We start from the raw sequence: 18535 nt of genomic DNA on the forward strand, positions 1-18535 counted from the left end.
CCCTCTATTCTTTAACGACGGTAACCTCATCACCATCTTGAAGCGTGTTCACATTGGTCATGATGATGTTATCCCCTTTGGAAAGGCCGCTTTTAATTTCGACATTGCCATTCGTGATTGTCCCGATAGTTACCGTATGTTTATGGGCAACCCCTTTTTCATCGACAAGTACGCTGTAATTTCCTTCGTTTCCGGTTAAGGCCTGTGTCGGTACGGCAATCGTTTCTGCTTTTTGAGTGCTTTCTATCTCGACGGTTGCGTAAATGCCAGGTTTTAAGGACTGGTCCTTATTATCTACTTCAATTTTGCATTTAATTACTCTGGATGCGGGATCGGCAGATGGGTCAATACTTTTAATCGTTCCCTGATATTCTTTGACTTCGCTGTCTCCTACTTTGACCTTGACGCTCTGCCCGATTGCCAAAGATCCGATATCGTTTTGGTTGACCTCAATCACAGCATCAATCGGTGCTATCTGTTTGACTTTTCCCAGAACTACGCCCGTATTGACGTATTGCCCTAAATCTACAGTCTTCTCGTCCATAACACCTGAAATAGGTGCTGTGATTGTTGTATTAGACAACGTACTTTTCAAATTATTGAGATCGATCTGGGCTGAATTTATATTGGCTTTCGTTGATTCTAAATCGGTTTGAGCATTTTTTAAGGTTGTTTGAGCGTTTTCTAGATCAACCTGGGAAGCGGCCTCATGGTCAAAAAGAGCCTTTGTTCTGTCATAAGAACGCTGAGCATTTTCTATATTCAGTTGAATTTTCTCCAAACTGATTTGGGAAGCCGTTAATTTACTTTCGGATGATGCTATATTATTCTTAATATCCCGATCATCTAACTGTAAAAGCGGGTCTCCTTGGGATACAAATTGACTGTTTTCAAACATGATTTGAACAACCTTACCGGAGACTTTGCTGCTTACTGTACCTTCTTCGGAGGCTTCTAATGAAGCTTTATATGTAATTATTGGATTTTTTTCAACACTATCGACTTGATATTCTTTGACAGAAACTTTACTCGAAGAAGCCGCTGCAATAGGGTTGGGTTTTTTGACTTTAAATACAGCAATACCCACTATTAAAAGAAGGATAACGATTAAGATGGGTATTATTTTCTTTTTTGATAACATGTAATTTCTCCCCTCAAATTATTTTTTGATTTAATCATAATCCCAAATCATCTGCTTCCTATAGTTTTCTAGCCTATAAGAGGCCATGTTTAATGATATAGGGACTAGAAAATTGCAACAATTGTACTTTAGGGCAAAAGGCAATGTACTTTTAGGCAAAAAACATCGATATAAAACAAAGAGCTAGCATTCAAATTGTTCTGAAGGCTAAGCTCTTTACAATGGTCATTTAGACCAAAGGTTTATTTTGACATCGAAATTAATGAATGCCATAATCTTCTTAAGAGGGGTGATTTATTTGGAAAATAAGTTGAATTTAACGAACATGATAAATTCAGATGAAGTAAAAGTATTTAAGCCCCTCATAATAGCGAGTATTGTTATAGTTTACATAGCTGCTATGCTTTTTCAAAGTCCCGTTCAAAATCAATATAAAGTTTTGATAGGAGCAGAATTAATTTTTACAATCTTAATGTTAGCCTTCTTACTACTTTTTTTGTTTTCTAACATTATTTTTAGAAATAAGTATTGGCTTTATTTTGGCATACAGGGATTAATTATTTTAGGCTGTGCAGTAATCTTTCCTAAAGGTTATCACGCAATATTTTTTGGATTAATTCCTATTTTAATCGGCCAAAGCATAGGAGCTTATTACGAAAGTATAAAAGTAATTATGACATCTGTTTATTTTTACAGTATCTTTTGTGGCGCTATTATAGTACTTGATGGATGGAATGCGTTAATCCATTCTATCCCCATACTTCTGCTTATTACTATAGCTGTCCGTATATATTCAATTATCATGATTCAGCAAGTGAAATTGCGTATTCATACCCAGAAAGTTTTACAGGAACTCGAATTTGCTTATGAGAAAGTAGAAGAATTAACCCTAACAAATGAAAGGCAGAGAATGGCAAGAGATTTGCACGATACACTGACTCAAGGACTTGCAGGAATCATTATGCAGTTAGACGCTGTAAATGCTAATTTAAATAATAATAATACAAAAAGAGCCCAAGAAATTGTGCAAAAATCAATGGAACACGCAAGAAAAACTCTTTCAGATTCCAGGCTTGTTATCAATGATTTACGGTTACCGGGAAATGCAGATAGGGATTTAGCTAAGGCCGTAGAAAATGAAATAGCTAACTTTAAAGGTCTGTCAAACACCTATATTACTGCAAATATTGTGATTAAATCCCAGCTGCCTCTCAATTTATTTAAACAGATTTTATACATTGTAAAAGAGTCCTTAAACAATATTGCAAAGCATGCGAAGGCCAAAAAAGCAGTTATTGAAATAGTAGAAACTCATAATCTAATAAATATAAATATTATTGACGACGGCATAGGTTTTGACGTCCAGCGGATCGATCATTTATATGGACATTATGGTTTATTGGGAATAACTGAGCGAGTAGAAGCAATCCATGGAAGGATTAAAATTGAAAGCAAAAGAAAGTCCGGCACAAATTTGACCATTAATATACCAATTGAAAAAGGAATATCTGATGAAAATGAGTAAGAAAAGAATATTAGTAGTAGATGATCATTTGGTAGTAAGAGAAGGATTAAAGCTAATTTTTGAAACGGAAAAAGACTATGAAGTTGTCGGCGAAGCAGAAAATGGGGAAAAAGCAATAGCCCTGACAGAACAGTTAAAACCGGATGTAATTTTAATGGATTTAAATATGCCTAAAATTAGTGGGCTAGAGGTTATAAAAGCCCTGAACGAAAAAAACAATTCAGTGCCTATAATTATATTAACCACTTATAATGATGATCATTTAATTATGGAAGGTCTTTCATTAGGGGCAAAGGGATACCTGCTAAAGGATGCTACCCGTGAAGAGCTTATTAGAACTGTTGAATCGGCTATAAGAGGTGAAATACTTCTCCAGCCGGAAATTTGCAATAGTATCTTTAGTCTTAAAAAGGAACCGAGCCAAAGCAATAATTCACTTAATGGTTCTATTACAGAAAGAGAATTATTTATTTTACAAGCTGTTGCAAGAGGCTGCACAAGCAAGAAAATAGCTTTTGATATGGGGATATCTGAAAGAACGGTTAAAGCTCATTTAACCAATATATACAGTAAGCTAAATGTTGATTCCCGGTCAGAGGCTGTTGCCGTAGCTATAGAACAAGGAATTATTCATATTGAAAAATTTTAATAAAAATATGGAGATTGAAGAAAGTTTTGGAAAGAATACCCCCAAAAAATATATCAAACTTACGAATATAAAATTGAGTGAATCAATTTTGAACCCTAAAAGGGGAAGGAGGAAAAAAAGTGAAACGTAAATTTAAAGTTCTCGTATCCCTTATCTGTACAGTAAGTCTTTTCTTTTCATTTTCTTTAGCCGCTCAAGCCAAACCTGGTAAACCAGAAATCAAACCAGGTAAATTTGAATCGCATCGTTTTTCTGGTGAAGATCGGTTTGAGACGTCAACCTCGATAGCTAATCAGCTTAAGCTTAATGGAGATCAACAAGTTCAAAATATCGTCTTAGCGTCAGCTCATAATTTCCCAGATGCATTATCAGCCAGTACTTTAGCTTATCAGTTGAAAGCGCCTATTCTCTTGGTCAGCCCTGGTTATAAAGATTCAATGGTGATTTATAACTATGTGAAGGAGCATTTGGCTGCAGGAGGTACGGTTACGATTGTTGGTGGAAATAGCATTATTTCTCATGAATCTGAGCAATGGCTGCTTAATAATGGCTTCCATGTCAATCGTTTAGGCGGGAAGGATCGTTTTGAGACTAATGTTCAAATCGTTAAACAATTAAATGTTACAACAGGAACCCCGATCATCATTGCAAGCGGTACGGATTTTCCGGATGCTTTGGGAATTTCCTCTCTCGCAGCAAGCAAAGGCTGGCCTATCTTATTAAGCAATCCTTCAAACCTTACACAATCTGTTCAAGATTTTATTATTACTGATCAACCCACACAGGTTTATGTCGTTGGGGGTCAAGGAGTTTTGCAGAATGGTTTGTTTAACCAAATCAAAGCTTTATCGCCTAATTCCCAAATTCAACGGTTTGGCGGCGCCGATCGTTTTGAAACCTTAGCTCAGATTCTGAATAAGTTCTATCCTAATCCTGCGCAAATTTTTGTTGCTAACGGTTTTGACTTCGCAGATGCGCTTTCCGGCAGCACACTGGCAGCTGCGCAAAATGCTCCTATCCTCTTGGTAAATCCGAGAAGCAAAGATTTGCCGAAGAGCATAGAGGCCTACCTGGAAATCCTTAAAAATAACAACGTGCAGCCTCAAGTGAATGTTCTAGGCGGTGAAGGTGCGGTTCCGCAACGCTTAATCGATAAAATTAATGAGATTTTGCAAAGTACGGGAGAAACAACAACCTCATCGGCAATAACGGTAAGCAAACCATCAACCACAGGTTTCACGGTAAATTTGGATCCTGCTGTAAAAGACTTAGGGGTAAACAACTTTACTCTTGTCGACACGACCGGGTCCGCCATAACGATTAACAGTGCAGTACCTCTCGATGACGGAAAAGAATATGCTTTAAGTGCAGCTTTAACTGCCGGTCAAAGTTATATTTTAACCGTAGCGAAGGAAGGGTACACCTTTGGAAGTGCCCGGAACGTAGTTATACCCACAGCTCCTACCGTTTCCAGCGCTGTGATCACAAACGGAAATTCCATTGTCTTAACGATGAGCAGTGCTCTGACGGGGTCTCTTGCTGATCCTCTGGCTTTTAAGATTACAGGGGCAGCTTCAGCGCCGACAGTTACAAGTGCAGCGGTATCTGGGACCAAGGTCATCTTGACGTTAAGTTCAGCAATCGCGGATACAGATTCTAATGTTCTAATCAGTTATGCAAAGACCGGAAACAATGATTTAACAAACGGTGCTCCGGTGGAGAATTTTACTGTTTCAGCTGTTAACGAATAAAACATACGGTTGTTTTTACAAATAGCCCTCACCTAATTCCAGGTGAGGGCTATTTATCGCTTAAATTGGGCTAACCCAGCTATTTTAATGGGTCATCATTTTGACTTAACAAAGCACACAATGTTTCCAGTCCCGTTATTATTTTCTTTAAATCCTTTTCGTCAGCGTCTTTCAGGGTATCCATGATGTATTTTTCCATAAGCTCTTTAATAACATTATTTTTTGCAAATTCCGGTGAAAGAGATAATCGAACAATTCTTCGATTATTTTCAGGAATCTCTCTGATGACGACTCCCCGCCCCACCAATCGGTTCACGATTCCTGATACAGTGCTTTTGGACAATCCTATGCATTTGCTCAGCTCATTCAAGGTTGCATAAGGCTTCTTGCTTAATGCCAGGATGAGTATGATTTGCGGCCCTGTAAAGCCAAACTGCCGGGACTTTTCAAAGACCTGGTCCCGCAATATTTTCTGGACAGATTTAAATAACAATATGATTTGTTCAGAAGGATTACTCCATAAGTGTTGCGACTCCAGCTTCGGACTCATGCGATCCCTTCTCTCCCGCTAAACTTGGATCGGACTTTTTCTTTCCCGCTTTTTTATCACTCATCATGAGCACTAAAATAATGGCCGCAAAGACAGCAAAAACGGTTATGGCAATTGCATAATTTATAGCATCTAGATAGGCTTGAAGATAAGTCAACTTTCCGAGGGTCGAAATAGAAGCCCCTTGAGCGCTCCCCTGAGATAACCCGGATTTCATAAAAACCCCTTGCAAAGCTTTGACGAGATCGTTTGAAGTTGGATTAAACGGAGTGATCTGTTCGGCTAATCTGGCATAGTTATAATTTGTCCTATTCGATATCATGGTAGTCATAAAGGTTATGGCTAAGGCTTGGAAAATGCTTCGAACCGTGGTTGACAGGGCGGTTGCTTTCGTGAACAGGTGTCTCGGTACAGCGTTCATACCAGCAGTATTGACAGGCATCATGGAGAGCCCAAGTCCCAGTCCTCTAATCGTAGCCATAATCGTAATGGTGGCTACCGGTGTGTTCATATTAAATTGAGACATTTCATAGGTGCTATAGGCTAAGATTAAAAGCCCGGGTACGGTAACGACCTTTGCTCCAAACTTGTCGAAAATAGTCCCGCTGATCGGCATCATCAATCCGGAAGCAATGGCCGACGGAAAAAGAATCAACCCTGTTTCCATAGCTGTATATCCTCTTAAATTTTGTAAAAACAGAGGAAGTACATAGACTCCGCCCATCAGTGCCAGAACTGTGATCCCTGAAATTAACTGACTGAGAGAGAAATCATAGATTTTAAAGACGCGTAATTCCAGCAAAGGATCCGGATGCATCAATTCATTAACGGTAAATATCAGGAGACAGAAAACTCCAAAAGCCAATAAGAGAGGAAATTTAATATTTCCCCAATCAATTGTATCTCCTTCGCCGAGGACATACAAGAGACTCACAATACCGGCAACCGAGGAGAAAAATCCAATATAATCAAAATTTCCTTTATAAGGTTTTAAAGGAGTCTCCTTGAGTAAAATACTTGCAAAAAAAACTCCAAAGATTCCGATAGGAACATTGACATAGAAAATAAACCGCCAATCAATGGCTTGGATGATATATCCTCCCAAAGTAGGTCCGATCGCCGGAGCAGCCATTGAAGCAATTCCCCAAAAACCCAAGGCTTTGCCGCGTTCATGGACGGGGAATATTTGCATGATATAGGACATGCCGACAGGCATGATTGCTCCTCCGCCTATGGCCTGAACAATACGGAAGATAACCATAGCATTATTACTCCAGGCAAAACCGCACAGGAAGGAGCCTACGGTAAAAAAGCTCAAGGCAAATATGAACAGTTTCTTAACCCCAAACGTATCACTCAGGAATCCTGTGATAGGGACTATGGCCCCCATTGTCAGGGTGTAACCCGTTAATATCCACTTAACCGAATCCAAATCCGAACCAAAAACGTTCATCATTTTAGGAATTGCGATATTAACGATGCTGCTATCCAGCATAACCATAAACGTCCCTATGACAACCACAAACAAGGCGGACCACTTATATAGCCCGTCACCTGCACTTTCAGAAAGGTGATGTTCTGTCATACTTATCTCACCTCTCACTTTATGTGAATCTTGACAACAGCATTTGTACCGGGCAGTAATGTTGCATCATTTTTATCCAGTTCGATTTTTACCGGTATTTTCTGAATAACCTTGGTAAAGGTTCCGCTTGTGGAAGCCGGAAGCAGAGAAAAGGTTGAATTGGAGGCTTGCCCGACGTAATTAACCGTGCCGGTAAATTTCTTCTTTCCAAATTGATCAATCGTAATATCCACTTTTTGACCTTGTTTAATATGGCCAAGTTTTGTTTCTTCAATATTCGCCGTAATATAAAGCTTGGCAGGGTCAACAAGCATCGCAACCGTTTGCCCTGGGGAAATAATCTCTCCTACGGTTCCTTGCTTTTTAATCACGATGCCGTTGATAGGCGCTCTAAGAACGGTTTGATCAATGTTGGTTTCCTGAGGATTGCTAATGCCCTGACGAGCAATAATCTGATCCTTTATGACCGTGTCTCCTTCTTCTACGTTCAAATCCATCAATTTTCCGGAAATCTGAGGGCCCACACTGACAAGGTCACCCTTTACTGCAGCATCCTCTGTAGAAACGAAATATGTATTCTGGTACCAATAATATCCTCCGATACAGGAAAACGCCACGATCATGACCGTAAGGATTAAGTAAATTAACTTTTTACGCTTTTCATTCATCTTCTCGCTTCTCCTTACTTTTTAAGGCCTATTTCTGCCAGCATGCCAGGTTTTAAGACAGGATCCGGATTTTTGATTTGGATTTTAACTAAAACACTTGTATTCCGGGAGTCTATTACAGGATCGATCATTACAACTTCACCGGTAAAATCTTTATCGGGAATTTCGGAGACTTTGACAACGACTTCTTGACCAGCCTTCACGTCCTCAACAAGTCCGGCAGGCAGTGAGGCATTAATGAATAAGGAATCATTATTGACAATAGTAAGTAAAGCTGCCCCCGGAGAAGCCAATTCCCCAATATTGATATTTTTTGCACTAATTGTTCCGGAAATGGGGGAGATGATCGTTCCGTTGGTTAATTGCACTTCCGCATAATCTAACGCCGCTTGAGCTTGTTTGACTTGAGCTTGCAGGGCATTAATCGTTTCCGGGGTTTCCCCTTTGTTTAACAGATCCAACTGGTCCTGGGCCGAGTTATACTGTGCTTGGGCAGCTGAAAGCTGAGTCTGAGCAGCATCTAATTGTGCTTGAGAGAGAGCACCTGCAGCAAAGAGCTGTTGACTGCGATCATAATTCGTTTTTGTATTGGTATAAGCCGTTTTAGCAGCGTCCAATTGGGCCTCAGCCTGAGCAATCTGCTCTGGGCGCGCACCTGCCTGGACTTTTGCCAAATTCGCCTGAGCAGCTGCAACAGCCGCCTGCGCCTGCGCCACTTGGGCTTCAATATCTTTGGTATCCAACGTGATCAAGGGGTCCCCTTGTTTCACGACAGCACCAATGTCAACAGAGATACTTGCTACTTTTGCTGGAATTTTCGTTGTGATTTGTGCCTTATCATTGGCATCGATAATTCCGGCCATGATGAAAGCCGGCTTATCTTTTGGAACACCGGTACTGGCTTTCTCAGCTTGTTGGCCAGTTGTACCGCAGCCTGTCAGCACTAAAGCCGCGGCCAGCATGATGAAAACAAATCTTCTCATTCCAATCCCCCTTATGGTTGTACTGCAACTGTTCGTACACGTATTGTTCGGAAGCAAATTTAAATTTATATCGGATTAGAAAATCTGTCAAGACCTAAAATTATAGGAAAGAGAGTTGACAAGCCTGACGGCAAATCAACTCTCTTTTGAAACTTCAATTCAATATTCTCATTAAATCATAGTTCCTGAATTTCTTATTTCTTCTTGTAAATTCATCGGTATAAAGCAATCCGGCTTCAAACAATGTTTTTAATCCCTTTCTGGCAGTAGCAGGAGATATCTTCAAACTTTTTGATACTCGAGCAGCGGTAGTAACAGGATCAGAAAAAGTATACAGCCAGATATCTCTCTCTGATTCTAGAGCGCATTTTTTTAATCCGGCAGTTGCTAATTTTTCAGCTTCTTTTAATTTGTTTAATAACGAATCGGCCATTCTGCCACAAGAAATAACAAAAAATTTTATCCAAGAGTACCAATCCGGATTATCTCCTCTTACTCCATTTAATAAATCATAATATCTTGAACGTTCTTTCTCAAGCTCTTCGCTGACGAAGAAGACTGGAACATCTATCACTTCTTCTTTAATCGCAATAAGCACAATAAGAATTCTTCCAAGTCTGCCATTTCCATCTAAAAATGGATGTATAGATTCAAACTGAGCATGTACTATAGCTGCTTTAATAATTGGATCACTTTCTTCATCGAATACAAATCCATCGGTTTTATTAAATTTAGTGAAGCTGCTATGGGGAGTGCTATTAATAAAAAACTCTAAATTCTCCATATAGCTATCTATCTCATTTGCTCCAATCGGAATATAAACTGCATCCTCAATCCTATTATTAGGTCCAATAAAATTTTGTATTTTTCTAAACTCTCCAGCGGATGAACTAGTACCTCTAGCCTGTTCCATCAGAGTGGAGTGTATTTCTTTAATCATTCGAGTACTGATTGGATATCCATTTTTAATAGAGGAGGTTCCGTATTGAAGTGCTTTATGATAATTTAAAACCTCTATTTTCTCCCAACTTGGATTTTCATCTTCTCTTTCTTCCAACATATCCGAAAATGTAACTTGAGTGCCCTCAATTCTTGTAGATTGAACCGATTCTTTTAAAGAGAACATACTTACAATCGAATCATTGACTATGGAATGATTAAATTCACTTTTCATACGTCCAATTTTCTTATTTACTTTAGATAGTAACTGAAATATCTCTAAGGCTTTATTATTAGGAACGACAATGGGTAATTTAGCGATACCTCTTTTTACCATAGTATCCTCTTCCTTAAGTAAATTGTTTCAGAAATTTTACTCTAATATAAGTATTAAGTCAATATTTATAATATATTTCCTTAAATATATTATATCATTATTTCCATAATTTATTACAAAAAGAAGAGACCTTCAAAGCTAATAACTTCGAAGGTCTTTTTCATTAGGCTTATCATGCCTTCATAGGATAGGTGACTGAATTGTTTACCGACAGTCCGGATTGGGCCGGCGGGTTTCTTCGCTTGGTAAAGGTTATGGCGAAGAAAGTAATTGCAGCTGCCATGACCGTCATTGCCATCACCGTAATGCGCAAATCTGCTAATCCTAAGCTTTTAACGGTGGCCTGACGAATTCCATTGGCCATCCAGGTGTAGGGGACAATCTGGGCTAAAGTATTTAGAAACTTGGGAATATGGGTGCTGGGCCAGGTAAGTCCAGACAAAACGAACAACGGAACGGACAGAAGCATCAAATAACGGGTGACTTGCAAAGAATTGGGCGCATAGAGTGAAATCACAAATCCCAATGAAACAAGAATCACGTTAAAGAGAAAGCCCAGCAGAAGGATTACACCCAGTGAACCTTCGATCTTTACGTCAATAAACCGAGCGGCTATCCACAATAACAAACCATAATTAAAAATGTTGACTATAAAATATGGCAGCGTCTTTCCCATGAAGATCTTCCAGGATGAAATGTCCGCACTTAAAAATTGAATCCAGGAATTCCGTTCTTTTTCCCGAGTTACCGTTAGACCAATACCTAAGAGGCCGATCTGATGGAGGATCATGATCACTAAGCCTATGAATATGAAGGTGGTATAACTAAACGTCGGATTATACCAAACCTGTAAGCGGAAGGAGACGGTATCCATAACATTCGTGATTTCATTCTTTGTTATACCTAATCCGCTGAGATAGGAAGCAGTATGCTGTGTGCTGAAGGTATTTAACTCTTGCTGTAAATATTTGCGCGTGTTGTATCCATAGATGAGATTTGATCCGTCATAAACGGATAAGATCTGGGTCAGCTGATGCTGTGCTAATTTCTGTGAATAGTCTTTGGGTATAACAATACCGGCTCGAACTGTGCCATTTTTCATGCCTGCTTCTAAGTCTGCATACGTCTGTATATTAGAAATGACGTGAAAATTCGGCGTGTTTTCAAAGACCTCGACAACATCTCGGCTTTCGGCAGAGTGGTTAAGATCGACAATCCCAAGAGGGACTTGCTGCAGGGTACCGGAAACGTAAATCATGCCAAAGAGCAGGGCATAAAGAAGGGGAATGAAAAAGACCATTAGGCAAAGAATTCGATCTTTAAAGATATGAACAACTTCGTAATGCGCAATCGTTAGGATCTGCTTCATGCTCGTGCCCCCCTTGCTGCAGTTTGCCAGTGGATTACCATGGCTGACGCACTGTAGAAGATGACAGCCATTACACCTAAAATCAAGAAATAATGGCTCATAAACAGCCAACCGGGATTCTTAAAGGCTAGATAATTGAATCCTTGAAAGAACCAAGTCTGGGGGAAAAACCAAGCAATAGGCTGGAACCACTGCGGCATAGCTTGCAGCGGCCAAGTAAACCCTGAAATAACGAAAGAAGGAAGGGCGATAATCATCCCAAATCGTGAAGCGTTGACTGCATTACCGGAAATACTCGACATGAAAGTCCCTAAGCTATGCAAGGTAACCGCAAAGACGAAGGTGAAAAGAAGAAGAACCGGCCAGCTGACAGCTAAGGGCAGTTTAAAGATTTTGAAGGCGATAAAATAAACGGGTAATACGATCAGCATAAAAATGATGAGATGAACGACAGACTTGCTGAAGAAGAGCTTAAACAGGGAAAGGCCGGAAGATCTGATTTGCAGCCAGCTGCGAACCCCGCTCTCACCGATAACATTCATGCAGGAGGCCAGCATACAGTACTGCTGCCACATATTTAAAGCGAAGGCCAGTACTAAGAAATAAGCATAATTTAAGGTGGGATTAAACCACGCTTCTTCACGAAAATTGATAGACTGATAGGCCTCTTTGGCTTGGATCGGTTGAATGCCCTGGGCGATCAGGGTTTGAATCCCTACTTCTGCTCCAAGCGTGCGTGTCACCGTTAAAACAGCACTGCTGGCGTTTGTGGCATAAATCATGTTTGTTCCATCAATCATTACAGCGACTTGAGTCTGACGATGCAAGGCCACGTCTTGGCCATAATGGGCAGGAATGACGATACCGACAATTACTTGACCCTTTTGAATCAGCGCTTTCAACTCATCATAGCTGTCGAGGTAGGCTGCTGCTTGCAAATCCTGGGTATTTTTTAGTTCAGTCACAACCTGTCGGCTGGCGCTGCTCTGATCTAAATCGACGATCGCTGTTGGAATTTGGTCAATTCGCTGGTGGCTATAGATTGCTGCGAAAAATAGCAGTCCCAGAAGCGGACCGATTAATAAAATAAAGCGCAGGCTGGTATCGTGCCACATATAAAACAATTCCCGTTTCATAATTGCCAAACTCTGTTTCATCATGCACGGGCTCCATACGGTACAGCATAAGCGGCTTTCGTCCAGTTCCATTCTTCTTGATCGGCTTCCGGGGTATGAAGCGTCATTTCACCTTCTGCCAAGCAGCCTACTTTACTCATTAAGCCCCAATCCCGGATATCACTAAAGGCCCATACACAAGTTCCGCCTTCTGACTGGAAACGATCCAACTCTCTAAGAATAAGATGGCGCGAATTGAGATCAATATCTTTAATAACATCATCAGCGATTAATACGCGGGGGTGATTCAGCATGGCGCAGGCTAAGGAAAGACGCTGAAACACGCCCACCGAATCTAAATCTGCAACAGGCGTAGAAAGGTAATCGGCAAGTTCAAAACGCGTAATCATCTCTTGAATATCTTGATGGGCTGCTTTTTTCAAAACGGCAATAAAGTCGAGATTTTCACCTACCGACATATCTGAGAACAAGCTGCGTTCCTGGGTTACCAAGCCGATATCCCGTTTGTACTTTTCAGTTGCTTGCACATTAAAATTCAGAATTTCCACTTGGCCGGAGGTAAAGCGGTCAACACCCGCTAAGATGTGGAGTAAGGCAGTTTTTCCAGTGCCTCTCGTTCCAAACACACCAAAACGTTCACCCGGAAGAACGTCGAAGGAGATATCCTTGAGGAGTGTTTTGCGGCCCCGTTTCTGGACAAGATGATTTACACTGAGGATCGGTTTCATCTTAATTTGCCCCCTCTACGATTTTGATTCGGGCTGTCATTCCCGTTTTCAGCACAAGATCGGTATTGGGTAGATCAATTTTTACTTTAAAACTTTGCAGATCATGTTCATATTGATCATTAATGGCTTTTTTTACGGCAAAATCGCCTGCACCGTTGACCAACACGACTTTGCCCTTGAAAACCCGGCCCGGAAAGGAATCAACGGTAATTTCAGCATCTTGATTGAGCTTTACGCGGCCAATTTTATTTTCACTGATATAGACATTGACATAGGTATGTGCCAAGTCAGTGATCTCGAACACGGGTGTTCCGGCATTAAGCATTTCACCGGGCTGCAGGTATTTTTGGGTAATAAAGCCGGAGATGGGGGCAAGTAAATGCGTATTATTCAAGTAAGTTTCAGCCTTCTGAACAGCTCCATCGGCCTGTTTGACTGCTCCTTGAGCAGCCTGGTATTGAGATTCGGCTAATTGGACGTTTTGCCGAGCGGACATGGCCTGATCGAGTCCTGCCTGTGCTTCCTGAAGCTTTTGCTGGGCCAGTTGATAGGCATGGGTGGCATCATCCAGCGATTTTTGCGAAATCGCTCCGCCTTTTATTAACTCAGTGGCACGGTCATAGGTGAGCTTAGCATCATCAACACCGGTTTGCGCTTGGGCGACTTTGGCTTGGGTTTGAGCAATGGTGCTCTCGACTTGTTCACGGGTCAGAGGGATGGATTCATTGGCTCGTTGGGCTTGCCCTACGGCTGCATCATAAGCTCCTTGGGCAGTGACAACATCAGAACCGATTTCTTGGCTTTCCAGGGAGGCGATTTCCTGTCCGCTCGTGACTTGGCCGCCTTCATCCACCAAGGCTTTCTCAAGTTTGCCGGGAACCTTGAAAGAAGCCATAACTTGGGTGGCTTCAATAGTTCCTGTTGCGGTCAGGCCCTGCTGATCATTGGCTAAGGCAGTCTGTTTTACATAAAAATAGCGGTTGAAGATCAGCAAACTCCCAAGGATTATTCCTACAAAGAGAATAAAAAGACCGGTTTTTTTTAAACGGATATGTGTGAATACATTCATTCGATTATTCTCCTTCCTGTTTATGACTAAAAATCCCCTCAAAAATTAAGTTCAGGATATGCTGCAGGCGCGCTTCAAGCATCTCTTCTGACAACATATCTTCCCTCCAAAGCGGTTGAACCAATTCTCGGCGGTTGAAATAAGCGAGGCATAAAGCTTGAACACTGAGAAGCACTTGTCGAATATCGGTATCTGGAGAAATGAATTTTCGTTGAATCCCGTCTTTAATAATGTCTCCGAATTCCAATTCCACCAAATCAAAAAACTGAGGAATGACTTTCCCGATAAAACGTCCCCCGCTGAGTGCTTCCCAACTGGTCAAGCGTACAAACTCTTTATTTTGCGCAAGAAAGTAGAAATATGCACGTACAGCCCGGGTTACATTTTCTTTTGGATTGTCTCCCAACTTAAATGCCTTTTTGCTCAGTGTAAAAATTTTATCGTAGTTGTTGCGAAGAACTTCCACATAGAGATCTTCCTTGCTGCCAAAATAGTGGTAGAGCATTCGTTTGTTGATTCCTGCTTTTTCGGCGATCTCATCGACACGTGTGCCTTCCGGTCCTTTTTGGGCAAAAATTTCAGTGGCTGCGTTAAGAATACGCGCACGGCTTGCTTCAGAACGGTGTTCTCGGCCATCCTCTTTTTGGAGAGTTTCTTGCTGCATTGGATATCCTCCCTTGAAATCATGTGAATTAAGTCAAGCATGTAAGTAACTAGTTAGTTACTAAACTTACAATGAGTATTTTAGGGCTGCCTAATTTGTTTTGTCAAGAGTTTAGGCTTAAAAAAGAAAATCTTGCATAAACCGAAAGAAGACTATAAACTGTTGAGTGAAATGAGAGGAATTCTTCTGCCGGGATTAAAATCCTTGCCCTTATAAACACAAGGTGGAAGCAGCAAGGCCTGGGCTTAACAGTAGAATTCAAATTGATGTTGAGACAATGATAGAACAGCAAAGGAGGAAATGCGTTGAAAAAAATCGCAGCAATTCTTTTAAGCGTCTCCATGCTAGCTTGTTCGGCCCCCCCCGTTATGGCAGCCGATGATTCGCTTGACATTGAAAAAGTGGCGATCGCAACCCTGAAGAATTCGCAAGATCTCCAAACCTATGAAAAACGGGTGGAAATATACAAGAAGAATTATGCGAATGTAACCGAGAGGATGAATCAACTCCGAGCAGCGTTAGTGCTTCCCTCTTTTAACTATTATAAAAATGTTGTAACGATTATAACTACGCCGCTTGAAATGAAGAACGCAGTTGATCAAGTGTCAAATGGGCAGCAAGTGGCTACGAGTGGTGTTCGTCTAAAAGCTTACCAGGCATATCAACAGTTGCTGAAGACGAAATATGCGATGGACATCAAGCAGGAACTCATGCTTTCCCTCGAGACCGATTATAAGAATGCACAGCTTGAGCTGGAGCAAGGCACGATTTCTTCCCCTGAGTTGCGCTTAAGTGAGATTACATACCTGAAAGCACAATATGATTACCATAGTGCACAGAATAGTTATGATTCTGCTACGCAGAGCGTGAATCAACTTATGGGAGAGAAACTTCCAACGAGGTATTCAACCTTGAAAGACGATAATATCGTCCCGGCTGCGACGATTAAGCCTTTAGAAGATTATATAAGTGCTGCATTAGGCAGCCGGGTGGAAATTATTAATGCTCAAAATACTCTGGACCTTAAGAAAAAAGAGTATGACCTTGGTAAATCGGAAATTCCCACAGATTATGATTTCTATGTGCAGAAACAGGAGTATGCCATTGGCAGTGCCGAGAATGATTTGAGTTTAGCAAGGATCAATGTCCAGGAAGACATCACCAATTTTTATAAAAACCTAGAAGCTGCAATGAAGAATCTGGAAGCACAGAAAGCGCTGGCAGATCAAGCCGCTTTGAATTACCAAGCGGCAGAAGCTCAGTATAAGTACCTACAGATTACTTTGGTGGATTTGGACAATGCCAAGATAGCCAAGGCCAAGGCTGACATTGCCTATAAAAATGCTCAGCTTGATGCTTGGCTCGCTCAAATCACTATGGATTCAGCGTGTGGAATAGGGTATCAGCCTAAAGCTCCAAGCTCTGCAGAGAACTTCTCTATTAGTCCTTACAAGTCTGAGAACAATCCTAATCCGATAGATTCTAGAGACTAAGAAATAGGTAAACAACTCTTTTGGAATAAAGAAATGTGGAGGTGCCTCCTTTGCAAAAGAAATATGTTAGCGCGTTTACTCTACTGGTAATGGCGTCAATCCTCGTTCCTACGTATAAGACTGTAGCTGGCTATGACCGTATGGCTCAAACAGCTTCGAATATGACGATGAACAGTTCTGTGGCTGATTTAACGACTACGAGTACAGAAGACACTAATTTAAAGGGAGCAATTCTGAGCTCAGCGGCTTCAAACCCTTCTTCCACTGTTAAAATCAGTTCGGTGTCGACAGAGCCTTCTTCAACCAGTTCCTCTTCCAGCTCATCTTCCGCAAGTCAGGATTCCTCGAGTATAACGGAACCGATTGCACCTGCAGCGGATACATCGACATTAAATCTTTCTCTTGAAGATGCTTTAAAGATGGTTGAGACAAGCAACAGTGACATTAAATTAACAGACAGCAAAATTCAAATTTATGATAAACAAAATCAACAGGCAAAGGCTAGACATGATGCCAACATTCCCGTTGTCGATGAAGACAGTCGGAAGGACCGGGACCTTAATTACAAACGAACTCAATGGACTCTGGATAATGCAAAGCATGATAGGGAAAATCAATTGAAAAACCTTCAGGTTGATATGACGAATCAATATCAAACAATTTTATCGCTTCAGCAGCAAGCCGATACTATAGGCAAGCAGATCAAAGATCTCGATACCACGATTGACCAAATCAACCTCCAGATTAAACTGGGCTTACAGATTCCGTCGACTATCTATGGATATAATGCCAAGCGAAGCGGTTTGGAAGCCTTGCAAAAAATGGCGACGAACAGTATTAACAGTTCGATGAACACGCTGAAGAAAGACCTAGGCATCGATTTAAATCGCCCTGTTGTTTTGACTTCCCCAATGGTAACCTACACGAAATTTGATGATTCAGATATTGATAATCGGATCGCCAAATCAGTTCAGACCACTTATGATATTCAAAAAATGAAACAGGATATTGAGATTTCGCAGATCGAGTATGATATCGATTTTTACTATGATGATACCCAGAATGCTGATACAATCCAACTTGGCATCGAAGATAAAAAGGCAACCCTTGAAAATTTACCCGTAACGAAGGAATTAAGTTTACGTAAGGCCTATAATGATCTTAAAACGTTGGAGAATACCATTGAGGCCGATCGTTTAACGGTGGAAGCTGACCAAATTAATATTGCTATTATGCAAAAAAAGGTTGAAGTGGGTACGTCGAGCAGCCTTGAGCTGCTGGCTCTTCAAAGTACTCTTTTAACGGATCAAAATACGATGCAACAGGATGTTATCGCCTACATGACGGCTGCAGCCAACTTCCAAAATAGTTTAGAGCAATAACTGTCATTGCAAACCGATCTAAAATGCGATAGTCTAAAAAGGAATTCATTTATCAATCCATTCATCAAGGACGTGATTACGTGTTCAGGAAAATTTCTCAGGGGTTAGCAATCTCATTCTTGGCTATTGTTCTGGTAGGGTGTGGTACACCGACAGCCAAGACTCAACAGGAAAATAGTCAGCAACAGAGTACACAACAAAAAGTCGAGGATCAGACTCCCAAAACAGATTATTTAAAACCTGCTCCCCAAGGGACATCTGTTGTCGATTCCAATTTGAACGTTTCAAAACAGATTATGGAACAAAAAGATGTGCTTGGAACTTCGGTCTATGAGCAACAGGGAATCACTTACGGCGATATTACGTTTAAAAGCGGAGTTGACAAGACCTATGCCCATAATCTTGCTCTTGAATTCTTGGCTCAACTGAAGAAAACGTATCCCAATAAAGCGGTAACCGCACAGGCACTCAGCGATGGGAAAACAATAGATTCTATTTCCTTTAAACCCTAAGCCTAAGAGTTAATCATTCCGATGAATGCTCCCTGAAAGTAGACTGGTTTTAAA

Annotated in this window: 17 protein-coding genes; 6 read left to right on the forward strand and 11 right to left on the reverse strand. The window is 40.9% G+C overall.

Going from position 1 to position 18535, the window contains the following annotated elements; translation table 11 throughout:
- Window positions 1-4: 4 nt before the first annotated feature.
- Window positions 5-1141 carry an efflux RND transporter periplasmic adaptor subunit gene (locus ACHOLT_RS05830; RefSeq protein WP_425806426.1) on the reverse strand — a complete coding sequence of 379 codons (1137 nt, stop codon included), beginning with the start codon at window positions 1139-1141 and terminating at the stop codon, window positions 5-7.
- Window positions 1142-1430: 289 nt separating this feature from the next.
- Between ACHOLT_RS05830 and ACHOLT_RS05835 the strand changes: the two genes are divergently transcribed.
- The 3 genes from ACHOLT_RS05835 (at window position 1431) to ACHOLT_RS05845 (ending at window position 5066) form a co-directional block, all read left to right on the forward strand.
- Complete coding sequence (locus ACHOLT_RS05835) at window positions 1431-2666, forward strand: sensor histidine kinase (RefSeq protein WP_425807908.1); 1236 nt, start codon at window positions 1431-1433, stop codon at window positions 2664-2666.
- Entirely contained in the window at window positions 2659-3315 is a 657-nt protein-coding gene (locus ACHOLT_RS05840) for a response regulator (RefSeq protein ID WP_425806428.1), read from the forward strand. The genes ACHOLT_RS05835 and ACHOLT_RS05840 overlap by 8 nt, the downstream gene beginning before the upstream one ends.
- A gap of 119 nt (window positions 3316-3434) precedes the next feature.
- A complete protein-coding gene (locus ACHOLT_RS05845) occupies window positions 3435-5066 on the forward strand; it encodes a cell wall-binding repeat-containing protein (RefSeq protein WP_425806430.1) in 1632 nt (543 codons plus the stop codon).
- A 79-nt stretch (window positions 5067-5145) separates the two neighbouring features.
- Here the strand turns inward: ACHOLT_RS05845 and ACHOLT_RS05850 are convergent, their stop codons facing one another.
- The 10 genes from ACHOLT_RS05850 to ACHOLT_RS05895 all read right to left on the reverse strand — a co-directional run bounded on the left by ACHOLT_RS05850 (window position 5146) and on the right by ACHOLT_RS05895 (window position 15094).
- Window positions 5146-5616 carry a MarR family winged helix-turn-helix transcriptional regulator gene (locus ACHOLT_RS05850; protein ID WP_425806432.1) on the reverse strand — a complete coding sequence of 157 codons (471 nt, stop codon included), beginning with the start codon at window positions 5614-5616 and terminating at the stop codon, window positions 5146-5148.
- The gene (locus ACHOLT_RS05855) at window positions 5579-7201 is read right to left on the reverse strand and encodes a DHA2 family efflux MFS transporter permease subunit (protein ID WP_425806434.1); all 1623 of its coding nucleotides are present in this window, start codon (window positions 7199-7201) and stop codon (window positions 5579-5581) included. Before ACHOLT_RS05855 ends, ACHOLT_RS05850 begins: the two co-directional genes overlap by 38 nt.
- 14 nt (window positions 7202-7215) lie before the next feature.
- Entirely contained in the window at window positions 7216-7869 is a 654-nt protein-coding gene (locus tag ACHOLT_RS05860; RefSeq protein WP_425806436.1) for an HlyD family secretion protein, read from the reverse strand.
- Between the two features lie 14 nt (window positions 7870-7883).
- Window positions 7884-8852 (reverse strand): efflux RND transporter periplasmic adaptor subunit, encoded by a 969-nt coding sequence (locus ACHOLT_RS05865; RefSeq protein ID WP_425806438.1) that lies wholly within the window; start codon window positions 8850-8852, stop codon window positions 7884-7886.
- Window positions 8853-9006: 154 nt separating this feature from the next.
- A complete protein-coding gene (locus tag ACHOLT_RS05870) occupies window positions 9007-10128 on the reverse strand; it encodes a Fic family protein (RefSeq protein ID WP_425806441.1) in 1122 nt (373 codons plus the stop codon).
- A 172-nt stretch (window positions 10129-10300) separates the two neighbouring features.
- Window positions 10301-11497, reverse strand: a complete 1197-nt coding sequence (locus tag ACHOLT_RS05875) for an ABC transporter permease (protein WP_425806442.1) — start codon at window positions 11495-11497, stop codon at window positions 10301-10303.
- Complete coding sequence (locus ACHOLT_RS05880; protein ID WP_425806444.1) at window positions 11494-12657, reverse strand: ABC transporter permease; 1164 nt, start codon at window positions 12655-12657, stop codon at window positions 11494-11496. Before ACHOLT_RS05880 ends, ACHOLT_RS05875 begins: the two co-directional genes overlap by 4 nt.
- Entirely contained in the window at window positions 12654-13361 is a 708-nt protein-coding gene (locus ACHOLT_RS05885) for an ATP-binding cassette domain-containing protein (protein ID WP_425806445.1), read from the reverse strand. Before ACHOLT_RS05885 ends, ACHOLT_RS05880 begins: the two co-directional genes overlap by 4 nt.
- Before the next feature lies 1 nt (window position 13362).
- Window positions 13363-14430, reverse strand: coding sequence for an HlyD family secretion protein (locus ACHOLT_RS05890; RefSeq protein ID WP_425806447.1), 1068 nt, complete (start codon window positions 14428-14430; stop codon window positions 13363-13365).
- 4 nt (window positions 14431-14434) lie between these two features.
- On the reverse strand, window positions 14435-15094 hold the full coding sequence (locus ACHOLT_RS05895; RefSeq protein WP_425806448.1) for a TetR/AcrR family transcriptional regulator: 660 nt from the start codon (window positions 15092-15094) through the stop codon (window positions 14435-14437).
- A 305-nt stretch (window positions 15095-15399) separates the two neighbouring features.
- On the opposite strand from ACHOLT_RS05895, the gene ACHOLT_RS05900 reads away from it, so the two are divergent.
- From ACHOLT_RS05900 to ACHOLT_RS05910, 3 genes are all read left to right on the forward strand, one after another.
- Window positions 15400-16587 (forward strand): TolC family protein, encoded by a 1188-nt coding sequence (locus ACHOLT_RS05900; RefSeq protein WP_425806449.1) that lies wholly within the window; start codon window positions 15400-15402, stop codon window positions 16585-16587.
- Between the two features lie 41 nt (window positions 16588-16628).
- Window positions 16629-17969, forward strand: coding sequence for a TolC family protein (locus ACHOLT_RS05905; RefSeq protein ID WP_425807910.1), 1341 nt, complete (start codon window positions 16629-16631; stop codon window positions 17967-17969).
- 80 nt (window positions 17970-18049) lie between these two features.
- On the forward strand, window positions 18050-18481 hold the full coding sequence (locus ACHOLT_RS05910) for a hypothetical protein (RefSeq protein WP_425806450.1): 432 nt from the start codon (window positions 18050-18052) through the stop codon (window positions 18479-18481).
- Window positions 18482-18535: the final 54 nt, after the last annotated feature.

Source organism: Desulfitobacterium nosdiversum (assembly GCF_049860565.1).
GTDB lineage: Bacteria > Bacillota > Desulfitobacteriia > Desulfitobacteriales > Desulfitobacteriaceae > Desulfitobacterium_A > Desulfitobacterium_A nosdiversum.

Bases quoted from the DNA above. Each gene is read 5' to 3' on its own strand.
- ACHOLT_RS05830 (WP_425806426.1), bottom strand. From the start codon at position 1,141: ATGTTATCAAAAAAGAAAATAATACCCATCTTAATCGTTATCCTTCTT.
- ACHOLT_RS05840 (WP_425806428.1), top strand. From the start codon at position 2,659: ATGAGTAAGAAAAGAATATTAGTAGTAGATGATCATTTGGTAGTAAGA.
- ACHOLT_RS05850 (WP_425806432.1), bottom strand. From the start codon at position 5,616: ATGAGTCCGAAGCTGGAGTCGCAACACTTATGGAGTAATCCTTCTGAA.
- ACHOLT_RS05855 (WP_425806434.1), bottom strand. From the start codon at position 7,201: ATGACAGAACATCACCTTTCTGAAAGTGCAGGTGACGGGCTATATAAG.
- ACHOLT_RS05860 (WP_425806436.1), bottom strand. From the start codon at position 7,869: ATGAATGAAAAGCGTAAAAAGTTAATTTACTTAATCCTTACGGTCATG.
- ACHOLT_RS05865 (WP_425806438.1), bottom strand. From the start codon at position 8,852: ATGAGAAGATTTGTTTTCATCATGCTGGCCGCGGCTTTAGTGCTGACA.
- ACHOLT_RS05870 (WP_425806441.1), bottom strand. From the start codon at position 10,128: ATGGTAAAAAGAGGTATCGCTAAATTACCCATTGTCGTTCCTAATAAT.
- ACHOLT_RS05875 (WP_425806442.1), bottom strand. From the start codon at position 11,497: ATGAAGCAGATCCTAACGATTGCGCATTACGAAGTTGTTCATATCTTT.
- ACHOLT_RS05880 (WP_425806444.1), bottom strand. From the start codon at position 12,657: ATGATGAAACAGAGTTTGGCAATTATGAAACGGGAATTGTTTTATATG.
- ACHOLT_RS05885 (WP_425806445.1), bottom strand. From the start codon at position 13,361: ATGAAACCGATCCTCAGTGTAAATCATCTTGTCCAGAAACGGGGCCGC.
- ACHOLT_RS05890 (WP_425806447.1), bottom strand. From the start codon at position 14,430: ATGAATGTATTCACACATATCCGTTTAAAAAAAACCGGTCTTTTTATT.
- ACHOLT_RS05895 (WP_425806448.1), bottom strand. From the start codon at position 15,094: ATGCAGCAAGAAACTCTCCAAAAAGAGGATGGCCGAGAACACCGTTCT.